The following is a 23,395-nucleotide window of genomic DNA, read 5'->3' on the forward strand; positions in this document are numbered from 1 at the left end:
ATTGAAAGGAATTTAAGTGATGAAGAAAATAATAACTTACGGTACCTTCGATTTATTGCATTACGGTCATATTCAGTTACTGAAACGTGCAAAAGCATTAGGGGATTACTTAATAGTTGGGTTATCATCTGATGAATTCAACAAATTAAAAGGAAAGAAGTCAGTTCTATCGTATCAAGAAAGAGTGGATCTATTATCTGCCATTAAATATATTGATGAGATCATTCCAGAAAATAATTGGGAGCAAAAATCAAGAGATGTTATTAATAACAATGTATCTATTTTTGTAATGGGAGATGATTGGAAAGGGCAGTTTGATGATTTGAGTGAATACTGTGATGTTCTGTACTTAGAAAGAACTCCAGAAATATCATCATCTAGTATTAAGCAAAATATCTTAAATAAAGAAAAGTTAATAAAAATGTAGAATCTAAATAATTAATCGAATGATTTAGGGCTGTTACTTTGCATCTATAAGAGAACAGCCCTAAATAAGCTGGGCACAAATGTAAACCCTTACAAAATATCTCCCAAAATCATTGACACCGCTTCCATACGGTGGTATATTCAACCTTGTGGACGTACTCCACTTTCATTTGAAGACGAAGGGAATGTATTTGAATGCAAGGTAAAGTGAAATGGTTTAACGCAGAAAAAGGTTATGGTTTTATCGAAACTGCTGACGGTGGGGACGTATTCGTACATTTCTCCGCGATCCAATCTGAAGGCTTCAAAACTTTAGAAGAAGGTCAATCCGTTGAGTTCGACATCGTTGAAGGTGCTCGCGGACCACAAGCAGCTAACGTAATTAAATTATAATCATACCGGCAGTGATGCCGAGCTACATAAGGTTCGATGGTTAAATCGATAGTTTAGCTAGAGAAAGCCCTAGACAAGTTCTAGGGTTTTTTGTTGCTTCTAGAACTTTTGCAACACTTCTGTAATAGTTCTGAACAGTCTTTGACAAGCACCCATCAAAGGAAACAACTACGCCACTTTCATTGTAAAGGAATTTTGAAGTATGCCCAGAGCTGTGTTATAATAGAGCTAAGCAAAGGAGGAGTGCCCTATGAAATACAGCATTCGAGGCCAACATATCCAAGTGACAGATGCTTTAAGAGAGTATGTAGAGAAAAAGCTAAGTAGATTGGAAAAGTATTTTGAAGTGCCGCCTACCTCTGAGGTACATGTTACATTGAGCGTAATCAAGGACAAACATAGCATTGAGGTTTCGATTCCTCTACCAGGCTTGATGCTCCGCGCCGAAGATAAGACAGATGACATGTATGCTTCGATTGACGCTGTGATCGATAAGTTAGAGCGTCAAATTCGTAAACACAAAACTAAATTAAACCGCAGATTCCGTCAAGAGGGCAGCTTGAAGTCCCTAATCGTTGATGGAGGCTCCACAGCAGTTGCACTAGAGGATGAAGAGGATACTCTCGAGCTGGTGCGTACGAAGCGTTTTACATTGAAACCGATGGATGTGGAAGAAGCGATCTTGCAAATGAACATGGTGGGACATAACTTCTTCGTCTTCTCCAATATGGACACGAATCAAGTGAATGTCGTGTACCGTCGCAATGATGGCAAATACGGCTTGATCGAGCAGGATTAATCATAGTTTCAACAAACATTGAAATGAATATACATTGAAGTGAATTACAAAGCTTGACTCCTTCCGGGGAGTCAAGCTTTTTCTAGCTTTAGGACCCATAGGAATTACAATTTTAAGATATACACAGAATGGAAATATTTTTGATGGAAAGTTTTCGAAACAATCCGGCCTGTTAGCGCGTAAGTATATACGTAATGTCCATACTCGATTGTTGCGACAATACCCACAAACTGTTACAATTTATTGCAAACCATCTGTTTGTACGAAATACGAAAGGGGTCTACCCATGCTAGGACTTGTTAAAAAGATATTTGGCGACCAGAACGAGCGCGAAGTGAAACGCCTCATGAAGACGGTTGACCAAATCAACGAAATGGAACCGACGTACAAGGCGCTTTCGGATGAAGAGTTGAGAGCGAAAACGGAGGAATTTAAAGCGCGTCTTGAAAAAGGCGAAACGCTAGATGACATATTGCCAGAAGCTTTTTGCGTGGTGCGTGAAGCTTCGATTCGGACGCTCAGTATGCGCCACTTTGATGTACAGTTGCTCGGCGGTATGGTCCTTCACGAAGGCAAGATCGCAGAGATGAAGACAGGGGAAGGGAAGACGCTCGTAGGTACTTTGCCAGTCTACCTGAATGCATTGCTCGGTAAAGGCGTACACGTCATCACCGTCAATGATTACCTCGCACAGCGGGATAGTGCATTGATGGCTCAAATTTATGAATTCCTTGGCTTGACGGTTGGGGTTAACCTGAACGGGTTGAGTCATGAAGATAAGCAAGCTGCCTATGCTTGCGATATTACGTACGGAACGAACAATGAGTTCGGATTTGACTACTTGCGGGACAACATGGTGCTCTATAGCGAGCAAATGGTTCAACGCCCATTATACTTCTGTATTATTGACGAAGTGGACTCCATCCTCGTCGATGAGGCGAGAACACCGCTCATTATCTCAGGACAAGCCGCGAAATCGACGGAGCTGTATTTTGCTGCGGATCGATTTGTTCGTCGTTTAACGGCAGAAGAGGATTACACGGTTGATATTAAAGTGAAATCCGTTGCGTTGACGGATGTCGGTGTTGGGAAGGCAGAGAAAGCGTTTGGCGTCGAGAACTTGTTCGATCAAAGCCATGTGACATTAAATCATCACGTGTTACAAGCGTTAAAAGCGAACGTGATCATGCGTCGTGACGTTGACTACGTCGTTCAAGATGGCGAAGTCTTGATCGTCGATGAATTTACGGGCCGGATCATGCAAGGACGTCGTTACAGCGATGGTCTTCACCAAGCGATTGAAGCGAAGGAAGATCTCGATGTTCAGAACGAGAGCATGACGCTTGCGACGATTACATTCCAGAACTACTTCCGGATGTATCGCAAATTGGCGGGGATGACGGGTACGGCGAAGACGGAGGAAGAAGAATTCAAGAAGATTTATGGTCTTGAAGTTATTCAAATTCCGACGAACCGTCCGAATGTACGTAAAGATATGCCGGATGTCGTCTATAAGACGGAAATGGGTAAATTTAAAGCGGTTGTCGATGAAATCGTGGAACGTCATAAGAATAAGCAACCGGTGCTTGTCGGTACCATTTCGATCGAGAACTCTGAGCTTCTCTCAGAAATGCTGAAGCGCAAAGGTGTACAGCATAAAGTCTTGAATGCGAAATACCATGCGGAAGAGGCGGAGATCATCTCGGATGCAGGGATTGCGAACTCCGTTACGATTGCGACGAATATGGCAGGCCGTGGTACGGATATTTTATTAGGTGAAGGTGTCTCCGATTTTGGAGGTCTGCATATTATTGGTACAGAGCGCCATGAGAGCCGTCGGATCGATAACCAACTCCGGGGTCGTGCGGGACGTCAAGGGGACCCAGGTTCCTCGCAATTCTACTTGTCGATGGAAGATGAGCTCATGAGACGTTTTGGTGCAGAGAACATCTCTGGTATGATGGATCGTCTGGGATTCGATGAGGAATCACCGATTGAGAGCCGTCTTATTACACGTGCGGTTGAGTCCGCTCAGAAACGTGTTGAAGGCAGCAACTTCGACGTTCGTAAAATTGTCCTTCAGTATGATGATGTGATGAACCAGCAGCGTGAGATTATTTACAAGCAGCGCCGCGAGATTCTGTTCTCCGATAATATTCGTGAAATTGTGCTCGATATGATCAAGCCGACCATCGAACGTATTGTCGAAGCACACTGTTCGGAAGATATTCCAGAGAACTGGGAACTGGATGAAGTTGTAGAATGGGCGAACAACACGCTCCTCGAAGCCGACCAAATTTCGAAAGACGACATTTGGGGCAAGGAAAAAGAAGAGATCGTGGAATTCATCATGGGTCTTGTTGTAGAGCGCTATACAGCACGTGAGGAAATCATGGGCGAAGAAATGATGCGTGAGTTCGAGAAGGTTATCGTGCTTCGCGCCGTGGATAGCAAATGGATGGATCACATTGATGCGATGGATCATCTGCGTCAAGGGATTCACTTGCGTGCATATGGTGGTACGGATCCGCTTCGCGAGTACCAATTTGAAGGCTTCGAAATGTTCCATGAGATGATTAGCCAAATCCAGCAGGATGTGGCGACGTATATCATGAAAGCACAAGTAGAACGCAACCAAGAGCGTCAGGCTGTCGTGGAAGAGAGCCAAATTTCGACGAACAGCAGCAGCGAACCTGCGACGAAGCAACCAGTGCATAACGAGCCGCAAATCGGACGCAACGATCCATGCCCATGCGGTAGCGGTAAGAAATATAAGCAATGCCACGGGAAGTAATCTTCCCGTCTAACGACGAATGTGAAGCCAGATGAGGTGGATGGAATGATCGAACCAAGCGTGAAACAGGATTTACGCGAAATTGCAAAGAGATTATCTGACCTTAGGGGGTCTCTTTGACTTAGATATGAAGCAAGAGATGATTGAAAATTTCGAGGTTAAGATGGCTGCACCCGATTTCTGGGACGACAATGAGCGTGCTCAAGGCATTATTGCTGAGCTCAATGTGGTCAAATCGGCCGTCGATCAATATCAATCATTGAATCAAGAGTATGAAGATACGACGATGATGCTCGAGCTTGCGGCAGAAGAGCAGGATGAAGATTTGGCGAAAGAGCTATATGTTAATGTGGCAGGGCTGATGAGTAAGCTGGAGAATTTCGAGCTTCAGCTGCTGCTGAACCAGCCGTATGATAAGTTCAACGCGATTCTTGAGCTGCATCCGGGAGCGGGTGGTACAGAGTCCCAAGATTGGGGCCAAATGCTGCTGCGGATGTATACTCGCTGGGCCGAGAAGCGGAACTTCAAAGTCGAAGTGCTCGATTATCTTCCGGGTGATGAGGCAGGGATCAAGAGCGTAACGCTCTTGATCAAGGGCTTCAACGCATACGGCTACCTCAAAGCAGAGAAGGGCGTACACCGTCTCGTACGGATCTCACCATTCGATGCATCGGGTCGCCGTCACACCTCTTTCGTATCCTGCGATGTTGTGCCAGAGATTTCAGATGATGTCGTAGTTGATATTCGGACAGAGGATTTGAAGATCGATACGTACCGTGCGAGTGGTGCGGGCGGTCAGCACATTAATACGACGGATTCCGCTGTTCGGATTACGCATATCCCGACAGGCGTCGTCGTAACGTGTCAGACCGAGCGTTCACAGATTAAGAACCGTGAGCGGGCAATGACCGTACTTCGTTCCAAGTTATATGAGCGTAAGATCGAGGAGCAACGGAAGCAGCTTGATGAAATTCGTGGAGAACAGTCGGATATCGCTTGGGGAAGCCAGATTCGTTCCTATGTATTCCATCCTTACAGCATGGTGAAGGATCATCGCACATCTGTGGAGACAGGTAATGTCGGCGCAGTGATGGACGGCGATCTGGATGCCTTTATTGATGGATACTTGCGCAGTCAGATTCGGCACGAATAAAGATAGCCAGAAATTCCTACACTTCTGTATAGTGTGGGAATTTTTTGCGCTCGAGTAATGAAGGAATACGAAATAGGAGCGAACAGCATGAATGTGAGGAAAGTAGACAAAAGGAACGAACGGATTGTAAAGCCGTTGCATCCGGTATTACTCGGCATTATTGAATATACGCTTGTCATTATCGGAAGCTTTAGTATTGCTGTGAGTTTTAACATATTCATGCTGGCGCATCAAATCGCCTCTGGCGGGGTATCAGGGATCTCCATCCTGGTGCAGCACTTTACAGGAATTCAGCCGGCTTATACGCAGTGGATCATTAATATCCCGTTATTTATTATTGGCGTCATGCTTGTAGGCAAAAATTTTGGTCTCAAGGTGCTCGTCGGGACGTTCATCCTTCCATTATTCATCCTCTTAACGAAAGATTGGCCAACGCCTACGGATAATCCACTGCTCGCATCCATCTATGGGGGACTCGGAATCGGACTTGGTCTAGGGCTCGTATATCGAGCGAGAGGGTCAACGGGTGGCTTGGATTTGGTCGCGCAGTTGATCAACCGGTTTACAGGGCTAAGTTACCACCTCGCTGTACCAATGTTGGACGGCATTGTTATTTTAAGCGCTGGAATCTTCTTATCGCCAGAGAAGGCGCTCTATGCACTAATTGGTCTATTCGTAACGAGTAAGACGATCGACGCCATCCAGACCGGGTTCAACGTCTCCAAGGTTGCCTTTATCATCTCCAATGAGGCAGAGAAGCTGCAGCAAGCGATTCTAAATGATTTGGACCGCGGATTAACCGAGCTGGACGGGCGAGGCGGCTTCACGGGGGAAGAGCGCAAGATCTTAATGGTCGTTCTATCGCAGACGGAAGTGAGTAAGCTGAAAGTGCTAGTGAAGATGGTCGATCCATCCGCATTCGTTATTATTAGTGATACGAAGGAAGTCTTAGGTGAAGGGTTCAAACTTCATACATAATTCATATTTTATCAGAGTCGTAAAATCTGTTCGTGCCTTGCCACGATTGGGTTTTGCGGCTTTTTTGTGTTGGTCGAAGCTATCGAAAATAACCGTTGTATAAATATAAATAGAGGTGTATAATGATACGTAATTTCAAATTCGGATAGCATTTCCAAGCAAGTCTACGAGATGTATAATGGAAAATATTGCACATGACATATAGTAGTATATCGGGGAGGAATGAACCATGAATACAACATTACGCGCAGCGATAGTCGGTTCGACGGGGTATGGCGGCGTAGAGCTGATCCGTTTCTTGATCGGACATCCGAAGGTACAGATTACATCTGTTATTTCATCATCTAGCAGCGGAGAGCGCCTATCGGACGGCTTTCCACATTTGACAGAGATTATTACAGATTCACTGGATGCGGTGGATATCCCGCTTATTGCGGACAAAGCCGATGTTGTATTCACAGCGACGCCGCATGGGGTGAGTGCGAAGCTTGTACCGCAATTACTTGAAGCTGGTCTGAAGGTCATTGATTTATCGGGTGATTTCCGGTTAAAAGATGGCGCAGTCTACGAGAAATGGTATAAACACGCGCCAGCGGATGAAGCGTTGTTGGCGCAAGCCGTCTATGGGCTCAGCGAAGTGTTCGGAGATCAGGTCGAGGGTATTGATTTCGTATCGAATCCAGGGTGCTATCCAACAGCAACGTTGCTTGGTTTGATCCCTGCTGTAGCGGCAGGGTGGATCGATCCGAAGAGCATCATTATTGATGCCAAATCGGGCGTATCGGGTGCAGGACGAGGAATAAGCCTAATGGCGCACTACGCAGAGATTAATGAGAACTTCAAAGCGTACAAAGTGAACAAACATCAACATACACCAGAAATTGAGCAGGTATTGAGTGTGCTGGCTGGGGAACCTGTGACCGTGACGTTCACGACGCATATGGTACCGATGACGCGCGGCATTATGTCGACGATGTATGCCACATTGAACGGAACGCATACCGAAGCGGAACTGGTCGAGTTGTATAGGCAGTATTACGAAGGACGACGGTTTGTCCGTGTTCGTGAAGCAGGCGTATGGCCGGCGACGAAGGAAGTTTACGGCTCTAATTATTGCGATATCGGCTTCTCCGTCGATGAGCGTACGGGACGCGTGACGATCATTTCGGTCATTGATAACATTGTCAAAGGCGCTGCAGGGCAAGCAATACAGAATTTAAACATCATGATGGGCTGGGATGAGACGTTAGGACTTTCCCTCACGCCTGTCTATCCATAAGTAGAAGGAATGGGGAGAAGAGACATGGGCGTACAGCATTTTACGGTGGTGGAGCATGGTTCGGTTACCATCCCGAAGGGATTCAGAGCAGGGGGCCTGCATTGCGGATTGAAGAAGACGGAACGGAATGATCTAGGGGCTATCCTCTGTGAGGTGCCAGCGACGGCAGCGGCGGTCTATACGACGAACGTATTCCAAGCGGCACCGCTCAAGGTAACGCGTGAGAGTATTGCGTTAGAAGGCAAGCTGCAAGCCGTTATCGTGAACAGCGGGAACGCGAATGCGTGCACAGGGCAGCAGGGCGAGCAGGATGCATATCAAATGCGTAATGAAATTGCTGAACAGCTCGGCGTTCCGAACCATTATGTCGCGGTTGCTTCGACTGGCGTTATTGGCGAATTGCTTAAGATGGACCGTGTGAGTGCGGGGATTGCACAACTACCAGTGCGTCTATCCAGTGATGCGAAGGGTGCGGAAGATTTCAGCCAAGCGATTCTTACAACGGATCTGGTGAAAAAAGAAATCTGCGTTGCCGTGCAAGTTGGCGGACAGACCGTCCATATTGCCGGTGCAGCCAAAGGTTCAGGCATGATTCATCCGAATATGGCGACGATGCTGGCTTTTATGACGACAGACGCGGTGATTGATCAGGCTGCATTGCAGCAGCTGCTCGGTCAGACGACGGATGTCACATTCAATATGATTACAGTAGATGGCGATACAAGTACGAATGATATGCTCGTGGCAATGGCAAGCGGTCTTGCGTGTAATGAGACACTTCAGCAGAATCACCCGGATTGGGAAGCTTATGCGGCAGCGTTCCGCCATGTGTGCGAACACTTGGCTCAAGCGATTGCGAGAGATGGCGAAGGAGCGACGAAGCTGGTTGAGGTGAACGTGAGCGGCGCTGTATCGGATCAATCCGCACGGGCGATTGCGAAGACCGTCATTGGTTCGAGCTTGGTGAAATCGGCGGTATTCGGTGCAGATGCGAACTGGGGACGCATTATAGCGGCAGTGGGCCGTGCAGGCGAACCTGTCAATCCAGAGACCGTTGATATTCGCCTCGGCGACATTACGGTACTAACGCAATCAAGACCGGTTCCTTTCGATGAGGATATCGCGCTTGAATATTTGAAAGGCAGCACGGTAACGATCCATGTTGCACTTAACAACGGCGAAGGTGTCGCGACAGCATGGGGCTGTGATTTAACGTATGATTATGTTCGCATTAATGCGGCATATCGGACGTAGGCACGGAGGACAGAAGAGCGATGACGAAACAGATGAATACACGATTTGTTATGAAATGCGGAGGCAGCACACTGGCTGCGTTGCCGGATGCATTCTTTGAGGACTTACGCAGGCTGCAGGCGGACGGCATGATTCCGGTCATTGTGCATGGCGGCGGTCCGGCGATATCAGAGACACTGACGAAGCTCGGAATTGAGACGGAATTCGTAGGCGGACTGCGCAAGACGAATGATGCGGTGCTGGATGTCGTCGAGATGGTGCTTGCAGGGCAGATTAATAAAGAAATTGTTCGCAAAATCGGAAAGAGCGGCGCGAAAGCGTTAGGGCTCTCCGGTGTGGATGGCGGCCTGATGCAGACGGTGCCCGTATCGAATGCGGCTGAGGTTGGGTTCGTAGGGGATGTCGTTGGTATCCGAGCAGAAATCATCGAAGGCATTATTGGTATGGGCTATATGCCGGTAATCGCTCCGATCGGGATTTCGGCAGATGGTACGCAGCGCTTCAATATCAATGCCGATACGGCTGCTGGGGCTGTCGCTTCACATCTTGGTGTGGCACAGATGATCGTCGTGACGGACGTCCCTGGGATTATGAAGAAAATCAATGGTGAACTCGAGGTCCTGCCGAAGATTACGGTAGCTGAGATTGAAGAGATGATTACAACCGGTGAAATATATGGCGGAATGATTCCGAAAGTCCGCGCTGCGATGCAATGTATCCAAGGCGATGTGAAGGAAGTTGTTATTGTGAATGGCACAGAGCCGAACGTACTAAGCCGAACATTGCACGGTGAAGCGATTGGAACGCGAATTGTGACCGCATAAATAGATGATGCTAGGAATAGGCAAGGCGATTTGAGAGGAGGAATTCACGATGAGTGGAACGCAGGAACAAGGTCAAGGTCAGGTACAGAGCTCTCTATTTCCAACCTATGCAAGATATCCGATTTCCTTGGTCAAGGGAGAAGGGAGCTATGTTTGGGACCAGGAAGGTCGCAAATATCTTGATTTCACGAGCGGTATTGCTGTCAACGGTCTAGGGCATGCACCGAAGCAAGTGAAGGAGAAGCTGGTTGCCCAGTTAGACGAATTGTGGCATGTGTCGAATATCTACCAGATCCCGAATCAGGAAAAAGCAGCGCAGCTGCTTACTGCGAATAGCTGTGCGGATGCAGTATTCTTCTGCAACTCCGGTGCGGAAGCGAATGAGGCAGCGATTAAGCTTGCACGTCGTTATCATCAGAAGGTGCTCGGGAATGGACGGTATGAAGTAATTACGTTCACGCAATCCTTCCATGGACGGACGCTTGCGACCTTAACGGCGACAGGACAGGATAAAGTGAAGGAAGGCTACTTGCCGTTGCCTGAAGGCTTCAAGCATGTGCCGATGCATGATGAAGAGGCGCTCGAAGCTGCGATTGGCGAGCATACTTGTGCGATCATGCTTGAATTGGTGCAAGCCGAAGGCGGCATCGTTCCTGTGGAACCATCATTTGTACAGTACATTGTGAAGCTGTGCAAAGAGCATAGCCTGCTGCTCATCATTGACGAAGTTCAGACGGGAATAGGTCGTACGGGCAAACTATTTGCCTATGAACACTACGGCATTGAACCGGATATTTTCACATTAGCGAAGGCGCTCGGTAGCGGGTTCCCAGTTGGTGCCATGCTTGGCAAAGCTTACTTGCGTGATGCATTTACAGCGGGCAGTCATGCTTCTACCTTTGGTGGAACGCCAATTGCGATGGCTGCGGTGATTGCAACGCTCGAGACGATCGTAAATGAAAGCTTGCCGGAACGTGCTGCAGAGATGGGCGACTACCTAATGCAGCAATTGCAGGAGAAGCTCGAAGGGAATACGTATGTGAGCGGCATTCGCGGAAAAGGTCTGATAATCGGCATTGAATGTATTGAGCCAGCAGCAGCTATTATCACAGAAGCGCAGCAGAAGGGGCTACTTACCGTATCTGCAGGGCCGAATGTCGTTCGGTTATTGCCGAATCTCCTCGTCACGCGTGAAGAAATCGATACAGCCGTTGGCATTCTAAATGAACTATTAACCGCAAAGGCTGCGGTGAAACAATAGAAATTGGTGCAGGAGTGATAGATATGAGCACAACACAAGAACTTGGCATTAACTTGAAAGGCCGGGATTTTCTCGGCCTAGGCGATTTTTCTTCCGAAGAGATTCGTTATCTGATTGATCTAGCAATCGAACTGAAGAAGAAGCAGAAGAACGGTGAAGTATATCAACCGCTAAAAGGTAAAACGCTCGGGATGATTTTCGAGAAGTCATCCACGCGGACACGTGTTTCGTTCGAAGTTGGGATGTATCAGCTTGGCGGGCAAGCATTGTTCCTGAGCAAAAACGATATTCAAATGGGCCGCGGCGAGACGATTCACGATACAGCGAAGACATTGTCTCGTTATTTGGACGGCATCATGATCCGTACGTTCGCACACCGCACGATTATTGATCTGGCGCGTTATGCGACCGTTCCGGTGATTAATGCTTTAACGGATTTATCGCATCCTTGCCAGGCGTTAGCGGATTACCAGACAATTCTGGAGCACAAGGGCAAGCTTGCGGGTCTAAAAATGGCTTATGTTGGCGACGGCAACAATATGGTGCATTCCTTAATGATCGGCGCAGCGAAGCTTGGACTTCACATCTCCATTGCATCGCCTGAAGGCTATGACATGGATGAGATGATTATTAGCCAAGCGAAGGATATCGCAGCGAGCACAGGCTCCAAAATTGTGATTACACGCGATCCGAAGGAAGCGGTCCAAGATGCAGACGTCATCTATACGGATGTATGGGCGAGCATGGGCTTTGAGTCGGAGCAGCAAGAGCGCGAAGCTGCGTTCAAGGACTTCCAAGTGAATGAAGAGCTTGCGAAGCATGCGAAGCCTGACTATCTCTTCATGCATTGCTTGCCAGCACACCGCGGGGAAGAAGTAAGTGCGGGTGTCATTGACGGCGAGAACTCGATTATTTTTGATCAAGCAGAAAATCGGCTGCATGCCCAGAAAGCGGTTATGGCGGCGATCCTATAGAAATTTTGTAATCATGGGGGAGAATGGACAATGGCAAAAGAAAAAATCGTACTGGCCTATTCGGGCGGTCTGGATACATCCGTTATTTTGAAATGGTTAAAAGAAACGTACGACGCGGAGATCATCGCTTTCACAGCTGATATCGGGCAAAAGGATGAACTCGATGGACTCGAAGCAAAAGCGCTAGCGACAGGTGCTTCCAAAGTGTACATTGATGATTTGACGGAAGAGTTCGCCAAAGACTTCATCTATCCGATGTTCCAATCGGGTGCGTTATATGAAGGTCAATACTTGCTCGGCACGAGCATCGCACGTCCATTGATCGCGAAGCGCATGGTTGAGATCGCTCGCGCTGAAGGTGCAACGGCCATCGCACACGGTGCGACAGGTAAAGGGAATGACCAAGTGCGTTTCGAATTGGCAGCGGCGGCACTCGCGCCTGAGATCAAAGTAATCGCGCCATGGCGTTCTGAAGAGTTCCGTAATCAATTCCCAGGTCGTGCAGAAATGATCGCATACGCGGAGAAGCACGGCATTCCGGTTCAAGCGTCGGCAGCGAAACCTTACTCCACAGACCGCAACTTGCTGCATATCAGCTTCGAGAGCGGCATGCTGGAGGATCCTTGGTTCGATCCAAGCGCTGAAGAGAACAAAGATATGTACGTTCTCAGTGTGTCCCCTGAGGATGCACCGGATCAAGCTGAATACATTGAGCTGGAGTTCGAGCAAGGCGATTGCGTTGCGATCAATGGTAAGAAGCTTAGCCCATTGCAAGTGATGGAGCAGTTGAACGAAATCGGCGGCAAGCACGGCATCGGACGCGTGGATATGGTCGAGAACCGTTTCGTCGGCATGAAGAGCCGTGGCGTGTATGAGACACCAGGCGGCACAATCTTGTTCACAGCACATCGCAAAATGGAATCCTTAACGATGGACCGTGATGTGATGCATTTGAGAGACTCCTTGATCTCCAAGTATGCAACACTCGTATATAACGGCTTCTGGTTCGCACCAGAGCGTCTCGCATTGCAAGCATTAGTAACGGAGAGCCAACGTAACGTATCGGGTACCGTTCGTCTGAAGCTGTACAAAGGCAACGTAATCGGCGCAGGTGTAAAGAGCCCTGTGAGCTTGTACAACCCGGATATCGCGACGATGGAAGCAGATCCAACACAAGCGTATGATCAAGCAGATGCGACAGGTTTTATCCGTCTGAACGCGTTGCGTCTGAAAGTAGGCTCCGGCGTGGAGCAAAGCGCGAAGCGCTAAGATGGAGAGAGCGATGGGGGTGGAGTGTTTATCTATATCCTATTAACCTCGTAAGTAGCACTGGCTCTTGGAGAGTGAAACGCTCGCCTTTGAAATCTGAAAATGTCCTCTAACAGTCCAATCAAAATTTTCAGATTTCAACAGCGACGGAAAGAGAAAGTGCTGCGGTAGAGGTCCATAGGATTTATAGATTTCAACTCCACACCCCTTCGCGAACGGAAGGGGATTCTTATCATGAGTAAACTATGGGGCGGCCGCTTCACGAAGCAGACCGATCAGTTGGTAGAAGAATATACAGCCTCCATTATGTTCGACAAAGAACTGGCAGAGGAAGACATCCAAGGCAGTCTGGCGCATGTAGCGATGCTCGGCAAATGCGGCATTTTGCCAGAGGAAGATGTGGAGAAAATCCGCGAAGGCTTGCTTAAAGTACAAGGCTTGATTCGCCGTGGCGAGATTGAATTCTCCGTCTCCGACGAAGATATCCATATGAACATCGAGAAGACCCTGATCGATGAGATCGGACCGGTCGGTGGGAAGCTGCATACCGGACGCAGCCGGAATGACCAAGTGGCGACGGACATGCACTTGTATTTACGGAAGCGGGTCGTCGAGTTTGTCGGGCTATTGGGTAAATTGCAAGAAGCGCTATTGACGCAGGCCAAAGCCAATCTCGATACGATTGTGCCAGGCTATACGCATTTACAGCGGGCGCAGCCGATTCTGTTCGCACATCATTTGATGGCGTATGTCTCGATGTTCGAGCGCGACATTGAGCGTCTCCAAGACAGCTATAAGCGCATCAATGTACTTCCATTAGGTGCAGGTGCACTGGCGGGTACGACATTCGCGATTGACCGTCATTTCGTGGCCCAGCAGTTGAACTTCGATCGTGTCTACGAGAATAGCCTAGATGCTGTAAGTGACCGCGATTTTATCATCGAATTCCTAAGCAACGCTGCGATGGTGATGATGCACTTGTCGCGCTTCTGCGAAGAGCTAGTCCTCTGGTCGAGTACCGAGTTCCACTTTGTTGAGCTGGATGATGCATTCTGCACAGGCAGCAGCATTATGCCGCAGAAGAAGAATCCAGACGTTGCTGAGCTGGTTCGCGGTAAAACAGGACGTGTCTACGGTAATCTTTTCGGCCTATTAACGGTCCTTAAATCGTTGCCGCTTGCGTACAACAAAGATATGCAAGAAGACAAAGAAGGTATGTTCGATACAATTCGTACGATGCAAGGTGCCTTGCAATTGTTCGCGCCGATGGTGGAGACCATGAAGGTCAACAAAGAGCGGATGCGCCAAGCCGTGAATCAAGACTTCTCGAACGCGACGGACATTGCGGACTTCCTCGTGAACAAGGGACTTCCATTCCGTCAAGCCCATGAAGTCATTGGAAAGACAGTGTTGTACTGTATCCAGAACAACAAATATCTCCTCGACTTGTCTTTGGATGAGTTTAAGCAATTTTCAGACTTGTTCGATGATCGAATTTACGAGGTATTGCAGCCGCAGCAAGTGGTGAATGCCCGTAATGTATACGGCGGTACGGCAACGGTTCAAGTGGAAGCTGCGATCACGCGTGCCGAGCAGGCGTTAGAGCAGACGGTTGCTTGGGTTGACGAATATTCGAAGAAATGCAAATAGAACGATCGATAGGACCGGAGGCGGGAGCCTTCGGTTTTTTTGTCAGCACTATTTCGAGCAATGAAACAAGGGAACCCCTATTTTATGGAGTTCCCTTGATTGGTTCCAGAAATTGAAGCCTCTCTCCTAGAGAAGTTTTGTTGTCAGTGTGATTGAAGAGGTATAATGGATCTATCGTCAATAATGAAATATCTAGAGATACAGGGAGGGTGAATCGTCGGATGACAACGCCTAAAGTAGGATTTATCTATGCGCACCCCGATGATGAGACATTCGGGTGTGCTTGCCTCATACGGGAGCTTGCCGATCAAGGTGGCGAACCCGTACTGCTCTGCGCCACGCGTGGCGATGCGGGGAAGACCGGCCGATTAGGGGAAATGACGCGTGAAGAGCTTGCAGTATTGCGTGAACAAGAGCTTCGCGCAGCCGGTGATATTATGGGGCTTACGGTGATTCAGCATTTGGGCTACCCAGACGGTAAGCTAAAGGATGTTCCGAGAGAAGAGCTTGTGGAGCATATCGTCCATTTTATCCATACGCATCAGTTGGCGGTTGTAGTGACATTCCCTGAAGATGGGATAAGCGGTCATTTGGATCATGTCGCGATTCATCATGCGACGAATGAAGCGATTTTTAGTGGACGCTGCCCGAGTGTTCAGAAGCTATATTACAATGCTCCATTTACGATGCGTGGAACTGCAGATGGCGTCACACTACAGATTTCGGTGGAACCGCATTGGCCCATGAAAGCGGAAGCGTTACGGGCGCACCAATCGCAGATCTTTTCGATTGAGCGGGTATTCGGTAATCTAGAGCAAATTCCTGAGAATGAGCTTACGCGTGGAGAGCCTTTTGTTCTCGCTTGGGAAAGAGGGACGCATTGGCCGAAGAAGCACGAAGCAACGATTTATGACGATTTAATCTAATTATCGGTGATGAGGAGACAGCGAAGGCTGTCTTCTTTTTTGTTCTAAACCGTCTATTTAGGATCGATGAACTTGTTCTCTGCCTCTATCATAAGTTTTACTAATGATACATATAGCAGATCGGTATTTCACATTACGTAACCCGAAGCTTATAGTTGAACTGTAGATGAACGATCAGCACGTGAAATAAGCGATATATAGACAGGGGGTACACAGCATGGAACAAGCACAAATTCTTGCTGTTCAGCAAAAAAGAAAAATACCGTTCGGATTTATGGTTGGGATAGGATTAACATTTGTAATTGCTATCGTGGCAAAATGGTTATCGGCGCTCCCGTTCCTAAATATTATGGGCCAGCTCGTTATTGCACTGCTGATCGGGATGGTCTTGCGATCAATGATCGTCGTGCCGGAACGCATTGCCGTTGGAACGAACTTCTCGAGTAAAAAACTGCTTCGCTTTGGGATTATTTTGCTAGGGATGCGATTGAATCTTGTGGACCTTGTCCATGCGGGGCCGAAAGTTCTTTTGCTAGCTGTTGTGGTGATTCTATTTACCATCCCGGTTGTCTATGGGCTCGCACGACTTTTCAAAGTGGAACAGAGGCTGAGTATTCTAACGGCATGTGGTTCGGCAATCTGCGGGGCTGCAGCGGTGGTTGCGATCGCTCCTCAGTTGAAGGCGAAAGAAGAAGAGACAGCGATTGCAGCAGCAGTCGTGGCGATTCTTGGGACAATCTTTACGCTAGCTTATACATTATTGTACCCGGTTCTTGGACTATCTGATTTAGGATACGGCGTGTTCTCGGGGGCAACGCTGCATGAGATTGCTCACGTGATTGCAGCGGCAGCACCGGGAGGGAAAGCGGCAGTCGATCTGGCCGTCATTGAGAAATTGACGCGCGTTGCTCTGCTTGTGCCTGTAGCGATCGTGATTGGTATTGTAGCGAGCCGATTAGAACGAAAGCAGCGTGGGGATCAAGGGAAATTCGAATGGCGTTCGATCCCGATTCCGTGGTTCATCGTAGGGTTTCTAGCTGTGAGTGGCATCCACTCGCTTGGGATCATTCCGACGGCGGTCGCGGATTTCATCGTGGTTCTTGCTTATATGCTCATCGCCATGGCGATGGCGGGGCTCGGGTTAAGTGTAGACTTTGGTTCATTTCGACGCTTCGGACTGAAGTCGTTCTGCGCAGGTCTTATCGGCTCAATTTTGCTCGCAGGACTAGTGTACGGGCTTATGCATTTGCTTCATATGGCATCACTATAACGTTAATAAAGCGGAGATCCAGTATTGCTGGACTCCGCTTTTTCGTATGAATTAGCATCGTTACGATTAATAACCTCTTACATATTGCTTCGGAGGTACGACATCCTTCGATACCGCCTGCATCGCATGCAGTGCCCAGTAAGGATCCCGCAGCATGCCGCGGCCTACAGCGACCAGATCGGCATCTTCGTTCGCTACAGTGGCTTCTGCCAGCATCGGATCATCGAGGATCCCAACAGCAATGACAGGGACATTCAATGCTTCCTTAATCGTGCGTGCCATTGGAACTTGATAGCCAGGATAGTTGCCTGGCTTCTTGCTGCCCGCAGGCGCTTCGCCACCCGTGGAGATGTGGAAGAGATCCACGCCAGCTTCTTGATATTGACGGCAAATCTCGATCATATGGTCGATGTCATAACCGCCGTCCATGTATTCGATCACGGAGACGCGCATAATGAGCGGCATGTCAGCCGGCATGACACTTTTCATCGCTCGAATAATTTCGACGCCAAATCTTGCGAAATCTTGCCCGTATTCATCCGTACGCTGATTGAGCGCAGGGGAGTGGAATTGGTGGATGAGGTAGCCGTGTGCTCCGTGAATCTCAATGGTATCCACGCCAGCTTCGACGGCACGACGCGCAGACTCTTGGAACTTGCTGACCATCTCTTTTACTTCATCGGTCGTGAGCGCACGAGGGGTTTTATCTTTCTCTGTCACCGGGATGGCTGAAGAACTGACAGGAACGAGCGCATCCATCGCTTTGCGTCCCGCATGGGCGATTTGGATACCGATTTTCGTTCCGTATTTATGCACCTCATCGATAATTCTGCGATAGGCTGGAATTTGATCATCCGACCATAATCCAAGATCATAGTTGGAAATTCGTCCATCGGGTTCAACATCCGTCATTTCCATAATGATTAATCCAGTTCCGCCTACGGCACGAGATACGTAGTGGACGAAATGCCAGTCTGTCGGTGTACCGTCCATTGCTTCAACGGAATATTGGCACATCGGAGGCATGACGATTCTATTTTTTAATTCAAGGCCTTTCAGGCTGTATGATGTGGTTAAATGTGGCATGGTATTCTCTCCTTTGTATCTATTGGAATGAGGTTCTTTAACTTGCAGCTGCTGTAATTGAATTATAAATAAATTACTTTAAAAAAGGAAGTAGTGATATTTTTTACATATAGTTTCCCTTAGGGAAGTATTGTGATATATTCAGGTAAAAGCGCGAAAATAAGTAGAGGAGGGCGACCCCTTGGATGGATCAGAACACCTTATTTTAACCAAAGCCCCGTTCGGTAAAACATGTGCCATTGAGAAAACGCTTGATGTGATCGGGACGAAATGGACCTTCTTAATTCTTCATGATTTATTGATCGAAGGGACGATGCGGTTCAGCGACATTCTGAAATCGATGGATGGCATTAGTCCGAAGACGCTAGCGCTCAGACTCAGAGAATTAGAGCATCACGGTCTGCTGACGCGTACGGTGTATCCGGAAGTACCGCCACGGGTGGAATATACATTGACGGAGAAAGGGAGGCAGCTGGAAGGTGTGTTTATTGAGATGAAGCGGTTTGGTTTGAGTTTAATCGATTAATATAGACGCAGCCAAAAAAAGAACACGATGGGCGAACCCATGGTGTTCTTTGTCTTATCAGGCTGGTGGTGCTTGTTGAGCAAATACGGCTACCAGGATTAAGGCGACTAGAATGCAGAACAGCGTGAAGAACGTAATCTTCCAGCCGCTGCGCGGCACCTTGCCTGATACTTTACCGGTCTCGCCGTTCACCATGTACCGAAAGGTTTTTTTCTTATACGTATAAGTCGCGTTCCATAATGGCAGTAAGATATGTTTATAGGTCTCGTTGGACGTGCGCGTCGAGATGCTCAGATTCCGAATCTCATCCCCGCCGATTTCATCCCGGATTTCGCGCTCCAGCTGGTCATCCATGCGAGATGCCGCCTCATCCCAGCCTTCGCGCAGAGGGACGGTATACCGTTCCGCGATAAACCCGCTCAAGTATTCCGGCTGGTAAGGAATGAGCTCTTTTAAACCGAAATCCTGGAATCGATCGAGCAGGTTCGTATCATGCTGATGAGATGCCGGGATAAGAATATCATCGAAGGAACGATCATAATCGCCGCTCGTCCAATGCCATACGGTATAGCGAACTTGCTCGGTGTATGTCTCCGTCTTCCCGTCGACGACACGGGTACGCGTCTCTGTCCGATAATGGTACACGCCTCGTTCTGCCGAATAAGAGGACTCGGTATCTGCATCGAATGTCCAGAAAGGGATATAGATTCCAGAGACGTTCGAGCGCGTATTTTGCTTCTTGAAGGCATTCGGTACGAACCATTTCTTCTTTTTCCATTTGAGAAAAGCGATGTTGGCTTCATCTTTGGAAATGTGAAAAGGCATAAGCGATTCGGGCCGAATCCCCGTTGGATCGCCCTGCGTTAGCACCTTCGGCGACCCACAAAATGCGCAGAGTCCAGCGGTCTGTTCCGCAGGGATGAGCATCTGAGCGCTGCAATTCTCGCATTTGACGACTTGCTGTTCGGTGCCCCAGTCCATGCGCGAAGCGTCGGAATCATCGAGGAAATCGAGCTCGTATTCGTAGATTTCCTCCTCGTCATGGGTGATCGGGGTCAGCGTGCCGCAATACCCGCATTTCATCTGCTGGCTCTCCGTGTCGAACGTCATCTGCGCCCCGCAGCTCTTGCATGGAAATCGAATCGGTGCTTCTGATGCAGCCATGTCGTTCCTCCTATACCTTATTTCCGCAATCGGAACAGAACTTCACGCCGGAGGCAAGCGACTGACCGCATTCGGAGCAGAATTTCTTCTCGGGACGAGGCGTACCGCATTCCGGGCAGAACTTGTCGGTCGGCTTCATGCCATGGCCGCAGGCACCGCAAGGCTCTTGGCTCGCAGCGGCGGGCTGCGCCGGTTCACTCGCTTGCGGTGGATTCGGTGCGCTGGAAGGAGCATTCATCGCTTGTTGGAACATTTGCCCCATCGCCATCCCTGCACCCATCCCAGCCCCGGCACCGGCCAATCCATTGCCCGGATTGTTCGCCGCATCCCGGATCGATTCGGCCGCTTGGAATTTCATATATTGATCCAGGTTCCCTGCGACGTTCATGGAAGATTTACGGTCGATCATGCGTTCAACCTCTTCTGGCAAGGAGATATTCTCGATGAAGAAGCCGGTTAAGGACAGCCCAAACCTATTAATCGTCGGTTCAAGCTTCGAGCGTGTTGCCTCGCTAAGCTCGTCGTAATGCAGCGCAAGATCCATAATCGGGATGCGTGATTCAGCTAACAGATCGCTGACGCCTGAGATGATCATGGACCGAAGGTATCCGCCAATCTGATCGGGGCTGAAGGAAGGTTGCGTGCCGAAAATTTCTTTTAAGAAGAGTGCAGGATCCTGTACGCGAAAAGCATAGCTCCCGAAACCACGTAACCGTACGGCGCCTAAATCTGCATCACGCACAATAATCGGGTTCTGAGTTCCCCACTTCTGATCGGTGAAGTTCCGGGTATTTACGAAATAGACGTCGGCTTTGAACGGAGAGTTGAAGCCGTATTTCCAGGATTTCAGCGCGGTGAGTAAAGGCATATTCTGCGTGCTGAGTGTGTAGGTTCCAGGACCAAACACATCGGCAATCTGCCCTTCATTTAGGAAAATAGCTGCTTGGGATTCCCGAACGATCAGCTTCGCTCCCATTTTGATCGCATGATCATAAACCGGAAATTGATGTACGACTTCATCGGTCTGGTCGATCCATTCGATGACCTCAATGAACTGGCCTTTAATAAACGAGAACAATCCCATGCTTCTACCTCCATTGAATAAATCATGTATTTTGATAAATATGAATATATAAGTTTCTTGCGACTAGTCGTTTCTACCTATTATAACCAAATTGAGCGCTGCCGTCCTGCAAAATCTATCACTTTCGCTCGAACCTTGTCCGATATGATATAATTTCTTGGACATGGAACAGTTGGGGGACATAAGGTGATGGAGCAGTTAGTACAACATTTAAAAGTATTAGGTTTTACGGAGATGGAATCCAAAATGCTTATCGTCCTTGCAGAGCAAGGCTCGATGTCAGGCTATGAGGTAGCCAAGCGTCTTGGTGTATCCCGTTCGAATGTATATGCCGCTTTGCAGAAGCTGGTGGATCATGGGTTTGTGCTGTGCAGTAAGGGGGAGCCAACGCATTATACGTTGCTTCGTGTGGAAGAACTGACACGTATGATCGGGGATCAATTGCAGAATTCCATTCGTCATGTTGAACAGATGATGCCGAAGCAGTCGAGTGATGTGACGGAGTTTTATAGTCTAGATAGTGAGAAGAAGGTTATTGAACGCGTTCGGCAAGAGCTGGGACGGGCGAAGCAAGAGATTATTGTGGATGTCTGGGCCGAGGAGGCAACGCTGTTCCGTGAAGAATTAGAGCAAGCCGAGAAGCGCGGCGTCAAAGTCTTCTGGTCTGTAGTAGGCAGCGCGGAGGAGCATAGGCTTCGGAGAATGCAGCTTCAGCTTCATTCCTCGTTAGAGGGGGATGGATCGAAGGCGGATCTGCACCCAGGGCGTAAATTCTCGATTGTCATTGACCGCAAATGGAGCATGCTTGGCATGCGGGGGGAAGAGATCCCGACGAAAGCGGTTGTGACGGAACATCCGGCGCTACTCGAGTTGCTGCTTAATCATTTCGCGCAAGAGCTGGTGCTCTTCGAAGTGGAGCATGAATTAAGTCCTGAGCTGCGTGAGCGGTTCGGTACGAACTTTGAAGGCATTTACCGGAAATATTTTCAGAGCGGTCTTGCGAATGTGAAATAGCTTATTTGTTCAAAAAGTCGGCTTTTCAGCATCTGAAAGTTTTCGAAGAAAACGTACACCGTAAGCATATGCTCAGGTTGTGAGAACCTGAAGCTAATGCTTACGATGCCAGCTTTTCTCTGAAAAGCTCTCAGAGGAACGGAGTTTAGGAGAAACCTAAATGAGTACCTGAAATGTTTCCGAAGGAAACATACTTCGTAAGCGTAAACGCTTCGAGGGTGAACGCAAGATTCGATGTCGAATCCGCTACTTGAAACACTTCGTGATTAAAAGCCGATAATTAGGAAAATAAAGGAATATTGGCACCTCCTATGGAATATGGAACTAAATGACGAGTTTAGTTCAATCAGGAGGTTGCCGGATGAATATCATCACCCCGCAAAGGTTGTATCACGGTACGACGGATCAATACGTGCCATCCTTTCAGAATAAATTGCTGAATAGTCAGTATTGGCGTCCAGGACGCGATTTCGGAGAGGGCTTCTATACCACGATCTCTGCAGCACAAGCGAGAAGATGGGCGCATAAAATATCGCGAAGCTCCGTTTTAAGCCAAGTGCGAGCTTGCGTACTCGAGATCGAGCTGCTGGCGATGCCGGTGGACATCGAACCCCGTATCTTCTTGAGTGATTCGATCGCATGGGCCGAGTTCATCATGGCGCACCGCAATGCCGATGTGAAAGGACAGGATCCTTGCACACAGCACCCGGATATTATTATTGGACCGATGGCGGATAGTGACACTGGTAAAATCATGCAGGAAGCGATACAATTAAATAGAGACGCTCAATGGTTCTATGACCAAATTACGAGGTCGATGCGAGGCAGAAGACTAGATTCGCTATATTTGGGCAATCAAGTCGTATTTTCGTCAGAAAAATGGGAGTCATTTCTTCGTCTTGTTGGATATAATATATATATAGGAGGAAGGTGGGTCTATCATGAAAACGCAAGTGCGACTGAACACTTATGAACGTGGAATTGTCAATGCATTGATGACAGGCTTTGGATTTACGGCAAGAGCAGCACGTGAGCTGGTGGTTCAATATATAAGTGTCATTCGTAAACTGGGCGGTTATGATCCCTGCTATGACCATGCTGAACGATTGGTTCAGGCACGTCAACTCCAAGTTACGCCAGAGGCATGGCTAGAGCGAATTCAGGCTATTGACCGCGAAGTCGCGAAGGACAAAGGCATACCGCATCTCGAACGCAGCGAGCCGTATGCTCGCGTAAGATAATATAGAAACCCCGCAAAGGCCTAAGATTCA

At 48.3% G+C, this 23,395-nt stretch carries 22 protein-coding genes; 19 read left to right on the forward strand and 3 right to left on the reverse strand.

All coding sequences use genetic code 11. The annotated features are described in order from the left end of the window. Positions 1-19: 19 nt before the first annotated feature. The 15 genes from tagD (at position 20) to C558_RS0103185 (ending at position 17,250) form a co-directional block, all read left to right on the forward strand. On the forward strand, positions 20-427 hold the full coding sequence (gene tagD / locus C558_RS0103115; protein WP_018754766.1) for a glycerol-3-phosphate cytidylyltransferase: 408 nt from the start codon (positions 20-22) through the stop codon (positions 425-427). Between the two features lie 194 nt (positions 428-621). Next, on the forward strand, positions 622-819 hold the full coding sequence (locus C558_RS0103120; protein WP_018754767.1) for a cold shock domain-containing protein: 198 nt from the start codon (positions 622-624) through the stop codon (positions 817-819). Between the two features lie 250 nt (positions 820-1,069). Next, positions 1,070-1,618 carry a ribosome hibernation-promoting factor, HPF/YfiA family gene (gene hpf / locus C558_RS0103125; RefSeq protein WP_018754768.1) on the forward strand — a complete coding sequence of 183 codons (549 nt, stop codon included), beginning with the start codon at positions 1,070-1,072 and terminating at the stop codon, positions 1,616-1,618. A gap of 286 nt (positions 1,619-1,904) precedes the next feature. After that, entirely contained in the window at positions 1,905-4,412 is a 2,508-nt protein-coding gene (gene secA, locus C558_RS0103130) for a preprotein translocase subunit SecA (protein ID WP_018754769.1), read from the forward strand. A gap of 45 nt (positions 4,413-4,457) precedes the next feature. Next, a protein-coding gene (prfB, locus tag C558_RS0103135) for a peptide chain release factor 2 (protein WP_156825966.1) occupies positions 4,458-5,565 on the forward strand; the annotation gives its coding sequence in 2 pieces (ribosomal slippage) (positions 4,458-4,529 and positions 4,531-5,565; 1,107 coding nt in all). Positions 5,566-5,652: 87 nt separating this feature from the next. Then, positions 5,653-6,543: a YitT family protein gene (locus C558_RS0103140; RefSeq protein WP_018754771.1), complete on the forward strand. Its 891-nt coding sequence runs from the start codon at positions 5,653-5,655 to the stop codon at positions 6,541-6,543. A 229-nt stretch (positions 6,544-6,772) separates the two neighbouring features. Next, on the forward strand, positions 6,773-7,822 hold the full coding sequence (argC, locus tag C558_RS0103145) for an N-acetyl-gamma-glutamyl-phosphate reductase (RefSeq protein ID WP_018754772.1): 1,050 nt from the start codon (positions 6,773-6,775) through the stop codon (positions 7,820-7,822). A 24-nt stretch (positions 7,823-7,846) separates the two neighbouring features. Next, positions 7,847-9,076 carry a bifunctional glutamate N-acetyltransferase/amino-acid acetyltransferase ArgJ gene (gene argJ, locus C558_RS0103150; protein WP_018754773.1) on the forward strand — a complete coding sequence of 410 codons (1,230 nt, stop codon included), beginning with the start codon at positions 7,847-7,849 and terminating at the stop codon, positions 9,074-9,076. A gap of 32 nt (positions 9,077-9,108) precedes the next feature. Further along, complete coding sequence (argB, locus tag C558_RS0103155) at positions 9,109-9,900, forward strand: acetylglutamate kinase (RefSeq protein ID WP_026263695.1); 792 nt, start codon at positions 9,109-9,111, stop codon at positions 9,898-9,900. Positions 9,901-9,949: 49 nt separating this feature from the next. Continuing rightward, positions 9,950-11,161 (forward strand): acetylornithine transaminase, encoded by a 1,212-nt coding sequence (locus tag C558_RS0103160; RefSeq protein ID WP_018754775.1) that lies wholly within the window; start codon positions 9,950-9,952, stop codon positions 11,159-11,161. A 23-nt stretch (positions 11,162-11,184) separates the two neighbouring features. Next, positions 11,185-12,135: an ornithine carbamoyltransferase gene (gene argF, locus C558_RS0103165; protein WP_018754776.1), complete on the forward strand. Its 951-nt coding sequence runs from the start codon at positions 11,185-11,187 to the stop codon at positions 12,133-12,135. 30 nt (positions 12,136-12,165) lie between these two features. Further along, on the forward strand, positions 12,166-13,404 hold the full coding sequence (locus tag C558_RS0103170; RefSeq protein WP_018754777.1) for an argininosuccinate synthase: 1,239 nt from the start codon (positions 12,166-12,168) through the stop codon (positions 13,402-13,404). 234 nt (positions 13,405-13,638) lie between these two features. After that, positions 13,639-15,054: an argininosuccinate lyase gene (argH, locus tag C558_RS0103175; protein ID WP_018754778.1), complete on the forward strand. Its 1,416-nt coding sequence runs from the start codon at positions 13,639-13,641 to the stop codon at positions 15,052-15,054. A gap of 221 nt (positions 15,055-15,275) precedes the next feature. Continuing rightward, positions 15,276-15,980, forward strand: a complete 705-nt coding sequence (locus tag C558_RS0103180) for a PIG-L deacetylase family protein (RefSeq protein WP_018754779.1) — start codon at positions 15,276-15,278, stop codon at positions 15,978-15,980. Between the two features lie 217 nt (positions 15,981-16,197). Beyond that, positions 16,198-17,250: a YeiH family protein gene (locus C558_RS0103185; protein ID WP_018754780.1), complete on the forward strand. Its 1,053-nt coding sequence runs from the start codon at positions 16,198-16,200 to the stop codon at positions 17,248-17,250. Positions 17,251-17,316: 66 nt separating this feature from the next. On the opposite strand, the gene C558_RS0103190 is transcribed toward C558_RS0103185, so the two are convergent. Beyond that, positions 17,317-18,336 (reverse strand): NADH:flavin oxidoreductase/NADH oxidase, encoded by a 1,020-nt coding sequence (locus C558_RS0103190; protein ID WP_018754781.1) that lies wholly within the window; start codon positions 18,334-18,336, stop codon positions 17,317-17,319. Positions 18,337-18,517: 181 nt separating this feature from the next. Here C558_RS0103190 and C558_RS0103195 point away from each other — a divergent pair, with 181 nt between their 5' ends. Continuing rightward, positions 18,518-18,862: a winged helix-turn-helix transcriptional regulator gene (locus C558_RS0103195; protein WP_018754782.1), complete on the forward strand. Its 345-nt coding sequence runs from the start codon at positions 18,518-18,520 to the stop codon at positions 18,860-18,862. A gap of 57 nt (positions 18,863-18,919) precedes the next feature. Here the strand turns inward: C558_RS0103195 and C558_RS0103200 are convergent, their stop codons facing one another. Both C558_RS0103200 and C558_RS0103205 read right to left on the reverse strand, forming a co-directional pair. Next, on the reverse strand, positions 18,920-20,026 hold the full coding sequence (locus tag C558_RS0103200; RefSeq protein WP_018754783.1) for a TFIIB-type zinc ribbon-containing protein: 1,107 nt from the start codon (positions 20,024-20,026) through the stop codon (positions 18,920-18,922). A gap of 10 nt (positions 20,027-20,036) precedes the next feature. Beyond that, complete coding sequence (locus tag C558_RS0103205; RefSeq protein WP_018754784.1) at positions 20,037-21,110, reverse strand: SPFH domain-containing protein; 1,074 nt, start codon at positions 21,108-21,110, stop codon at positions 20,037-20,039. 189 nt (positions 21,111-21,299) lie between these two features. On the opposite strand from C558_RS0103205, the gene C558_RS0103210 reads away from it, so the two are divergent. The 3 genes from C558_RS0103210 (at position 21,300) to C558_RS0103220 (ending at position 23,365) form a co-directional block, all read left to right on the forward strand. Further along, complete coding sequence (locus C558_RS0103210) at positions 21,300-22,124, forward strand: TrmB family transcriptional regulator (protein WP_018754785.1); 825 nt, start codon at positions 21,300-21,302, stop codon at positions 22,122-22,124. A 361-nt stretch (positions 22,125-22,485) separates the two neighbouring features. Further along, the gene (locus C558_RS0103215; RefSeq protein ID WP_018754786.1) at positions 22,486-23,097 is read left to right on the forward strand and encodes a DUF3990 domain-containing protein; all 612 of its coding nucleotides are present in this window, start codon (positions 22,486-22,488) and stop codon (positions 23,095-23,097) included. Then, entirely contained in the window at positions 23,066-23,365 is a 300-nt protein-coding gene (locus tag C558_RS0103220) for a hypothetical protein (protein WP_018754787.1), read from the forward strand. Before C558_RS0103215 ends, C558_RS0103220 begins: the two co-directional genes overlap by 32 nt. Positions 23,366-23,395: the final 30 nt, after the last annotated feature.

The organism is Paenibacillus terrigena DSM 21567 (genome assembly GCF_000374845.1).
Taxonomy (GTDB): Bacteria; Bacillota; Bacilli; order Paenibacillales; family Paenibacillaceae; genus Paenibacillus_K; species Paenibacillus_K terrigena.

Bases quoted from the DNA above. Each gene is read 5' to 3' on its own strand.
- C558_RS0103215 (WP_018754786.1), top strand. From the start codon at position 22,486: ATGAATATCATCACCCCGCAAAGGTTGTATCACGGTACGACGGATCAA.
- C558_RS0103160 (WP_018754775.1), top strand. From the start codon at position 9,950: ATGAGTGGAACGCAGGAACAAGGTCAAGGTCAGGTACAGAGCTCTCTA.
- C558_RS0103185 (WP_018754780.1), top strand. From the start codon at position 16,198: ATGGAACAAGCACAAATTCTTGCTGTTCAGCAAAAAAGAAAAATACCG.
- C558_RS0103190 (WP_018754781.1), bottom strand. From the start codon at position 18,336: ATGCCACATTTAACCACATCATACAGCCTGAAAGGCCTTGAATTAAAA.
- C558_RS0103205 (WP_018754784.1), bottom strand. From the start codon at position 21,110: ATGGGATTGTTCTCGTTTATTAAAGGCCAGTTCATTGAGGTCATCGAA.
- argF (WP_018754776.1), top strand. From the start codon at position 11,185: ATGAGCACAACACAAGAACTTGGCATTAACTTGAAAGGCCGGGATTTT.
- C558_RS0103220 (WP_018754787.1), top strand. From the start codon at position 23,066: ATGAAAACGCAAGTGCGACTGAACACTTATGAACGTGGAATTGTCAAT.
- C558_RS0103210 (WP_018754785.1), top strand. From the start codon at position 21,300: ATGGAGCAGTTAGTACAACATTTAAAAGTATTAGGTTTTACGGAGATG.
- tagD (WP_018754766.1), top strand. From the start codon at position 20: ATGAAGAAAATAATAACTTACGGTACCTTCGATTTATTGCATTACGGT.
- argC (WP_018754772.1), top strand. From the start codon at position 6,773: ATGAATACAACATTACGCGCAGCGATAGTCGGTTCGACGGGGTATGGC.
- C558_RS0103120 (WP_018754767.1), top strand. From the start codon at position 622: ATGCAAGGTAAAGTGAAATGGTTTAACGCAGAAAAAGGTTATGGTTTT.
- C558_RS0103170 (WP_018754777.1), top strand. From the start codon at position 12,166: ATGGCAAAAGAAAAAATCGTACTGGCCTATTCGGGCGGTCTGGATACA.
- C558_RS0103200 (WP_018754783.1), bottom strand. From the start codon at position 20,026: ATGGCTGCATCAGAAGCACCGATTCGATTTCCATGCAAGAGCTGCGGG.
- argB (WP_026263695.1), top strand. From the start codon at position 9,109: ATGAATACACGATTTGTTATGAAATGCGGAGGCAGCACACTGGCTGCG.
- hpf (WP_018754768.1), top strand. From the start codon at position 1,070: ATGAAATACAGCATTCGAGGCCAACATATCCAAGTGACAGATGCTTTA.
- C558_RS0103140 (WP_018754771.1), top strand. From the start codon at position 5,653: ATGAATGTGAGGAAAGTAGACAAAAGGAACGAACGGATTGTAAAGCCG.
- C558_RS0103180 (WP_018754779.1), top strand. From the start codon at position 15,276: ATGACAACGCCTAAAGTAGGATTTATCTATGCGCACCCCGATGATGAG.
- argH (WP_018754778.1), top strand. From the start codon at position 13,639: ATGAGTAAACTATGGGGCGGCCGCTTCACGAAGCAGACCGATCAGTTG.
- argJ (WP_018754773.1), top strand. From the start codon at position 7,847: ATGGGCGTACAGCATTTTACGGTGGTGGAGCATGGTTCGGTTACCATC.
- secA (WP_018754769.1), top strand. From the start codon at position 1,905: ATGCTAGGACTTGTTAAAAAGATATTTGGCGACCAGAACGAGCGCGAA.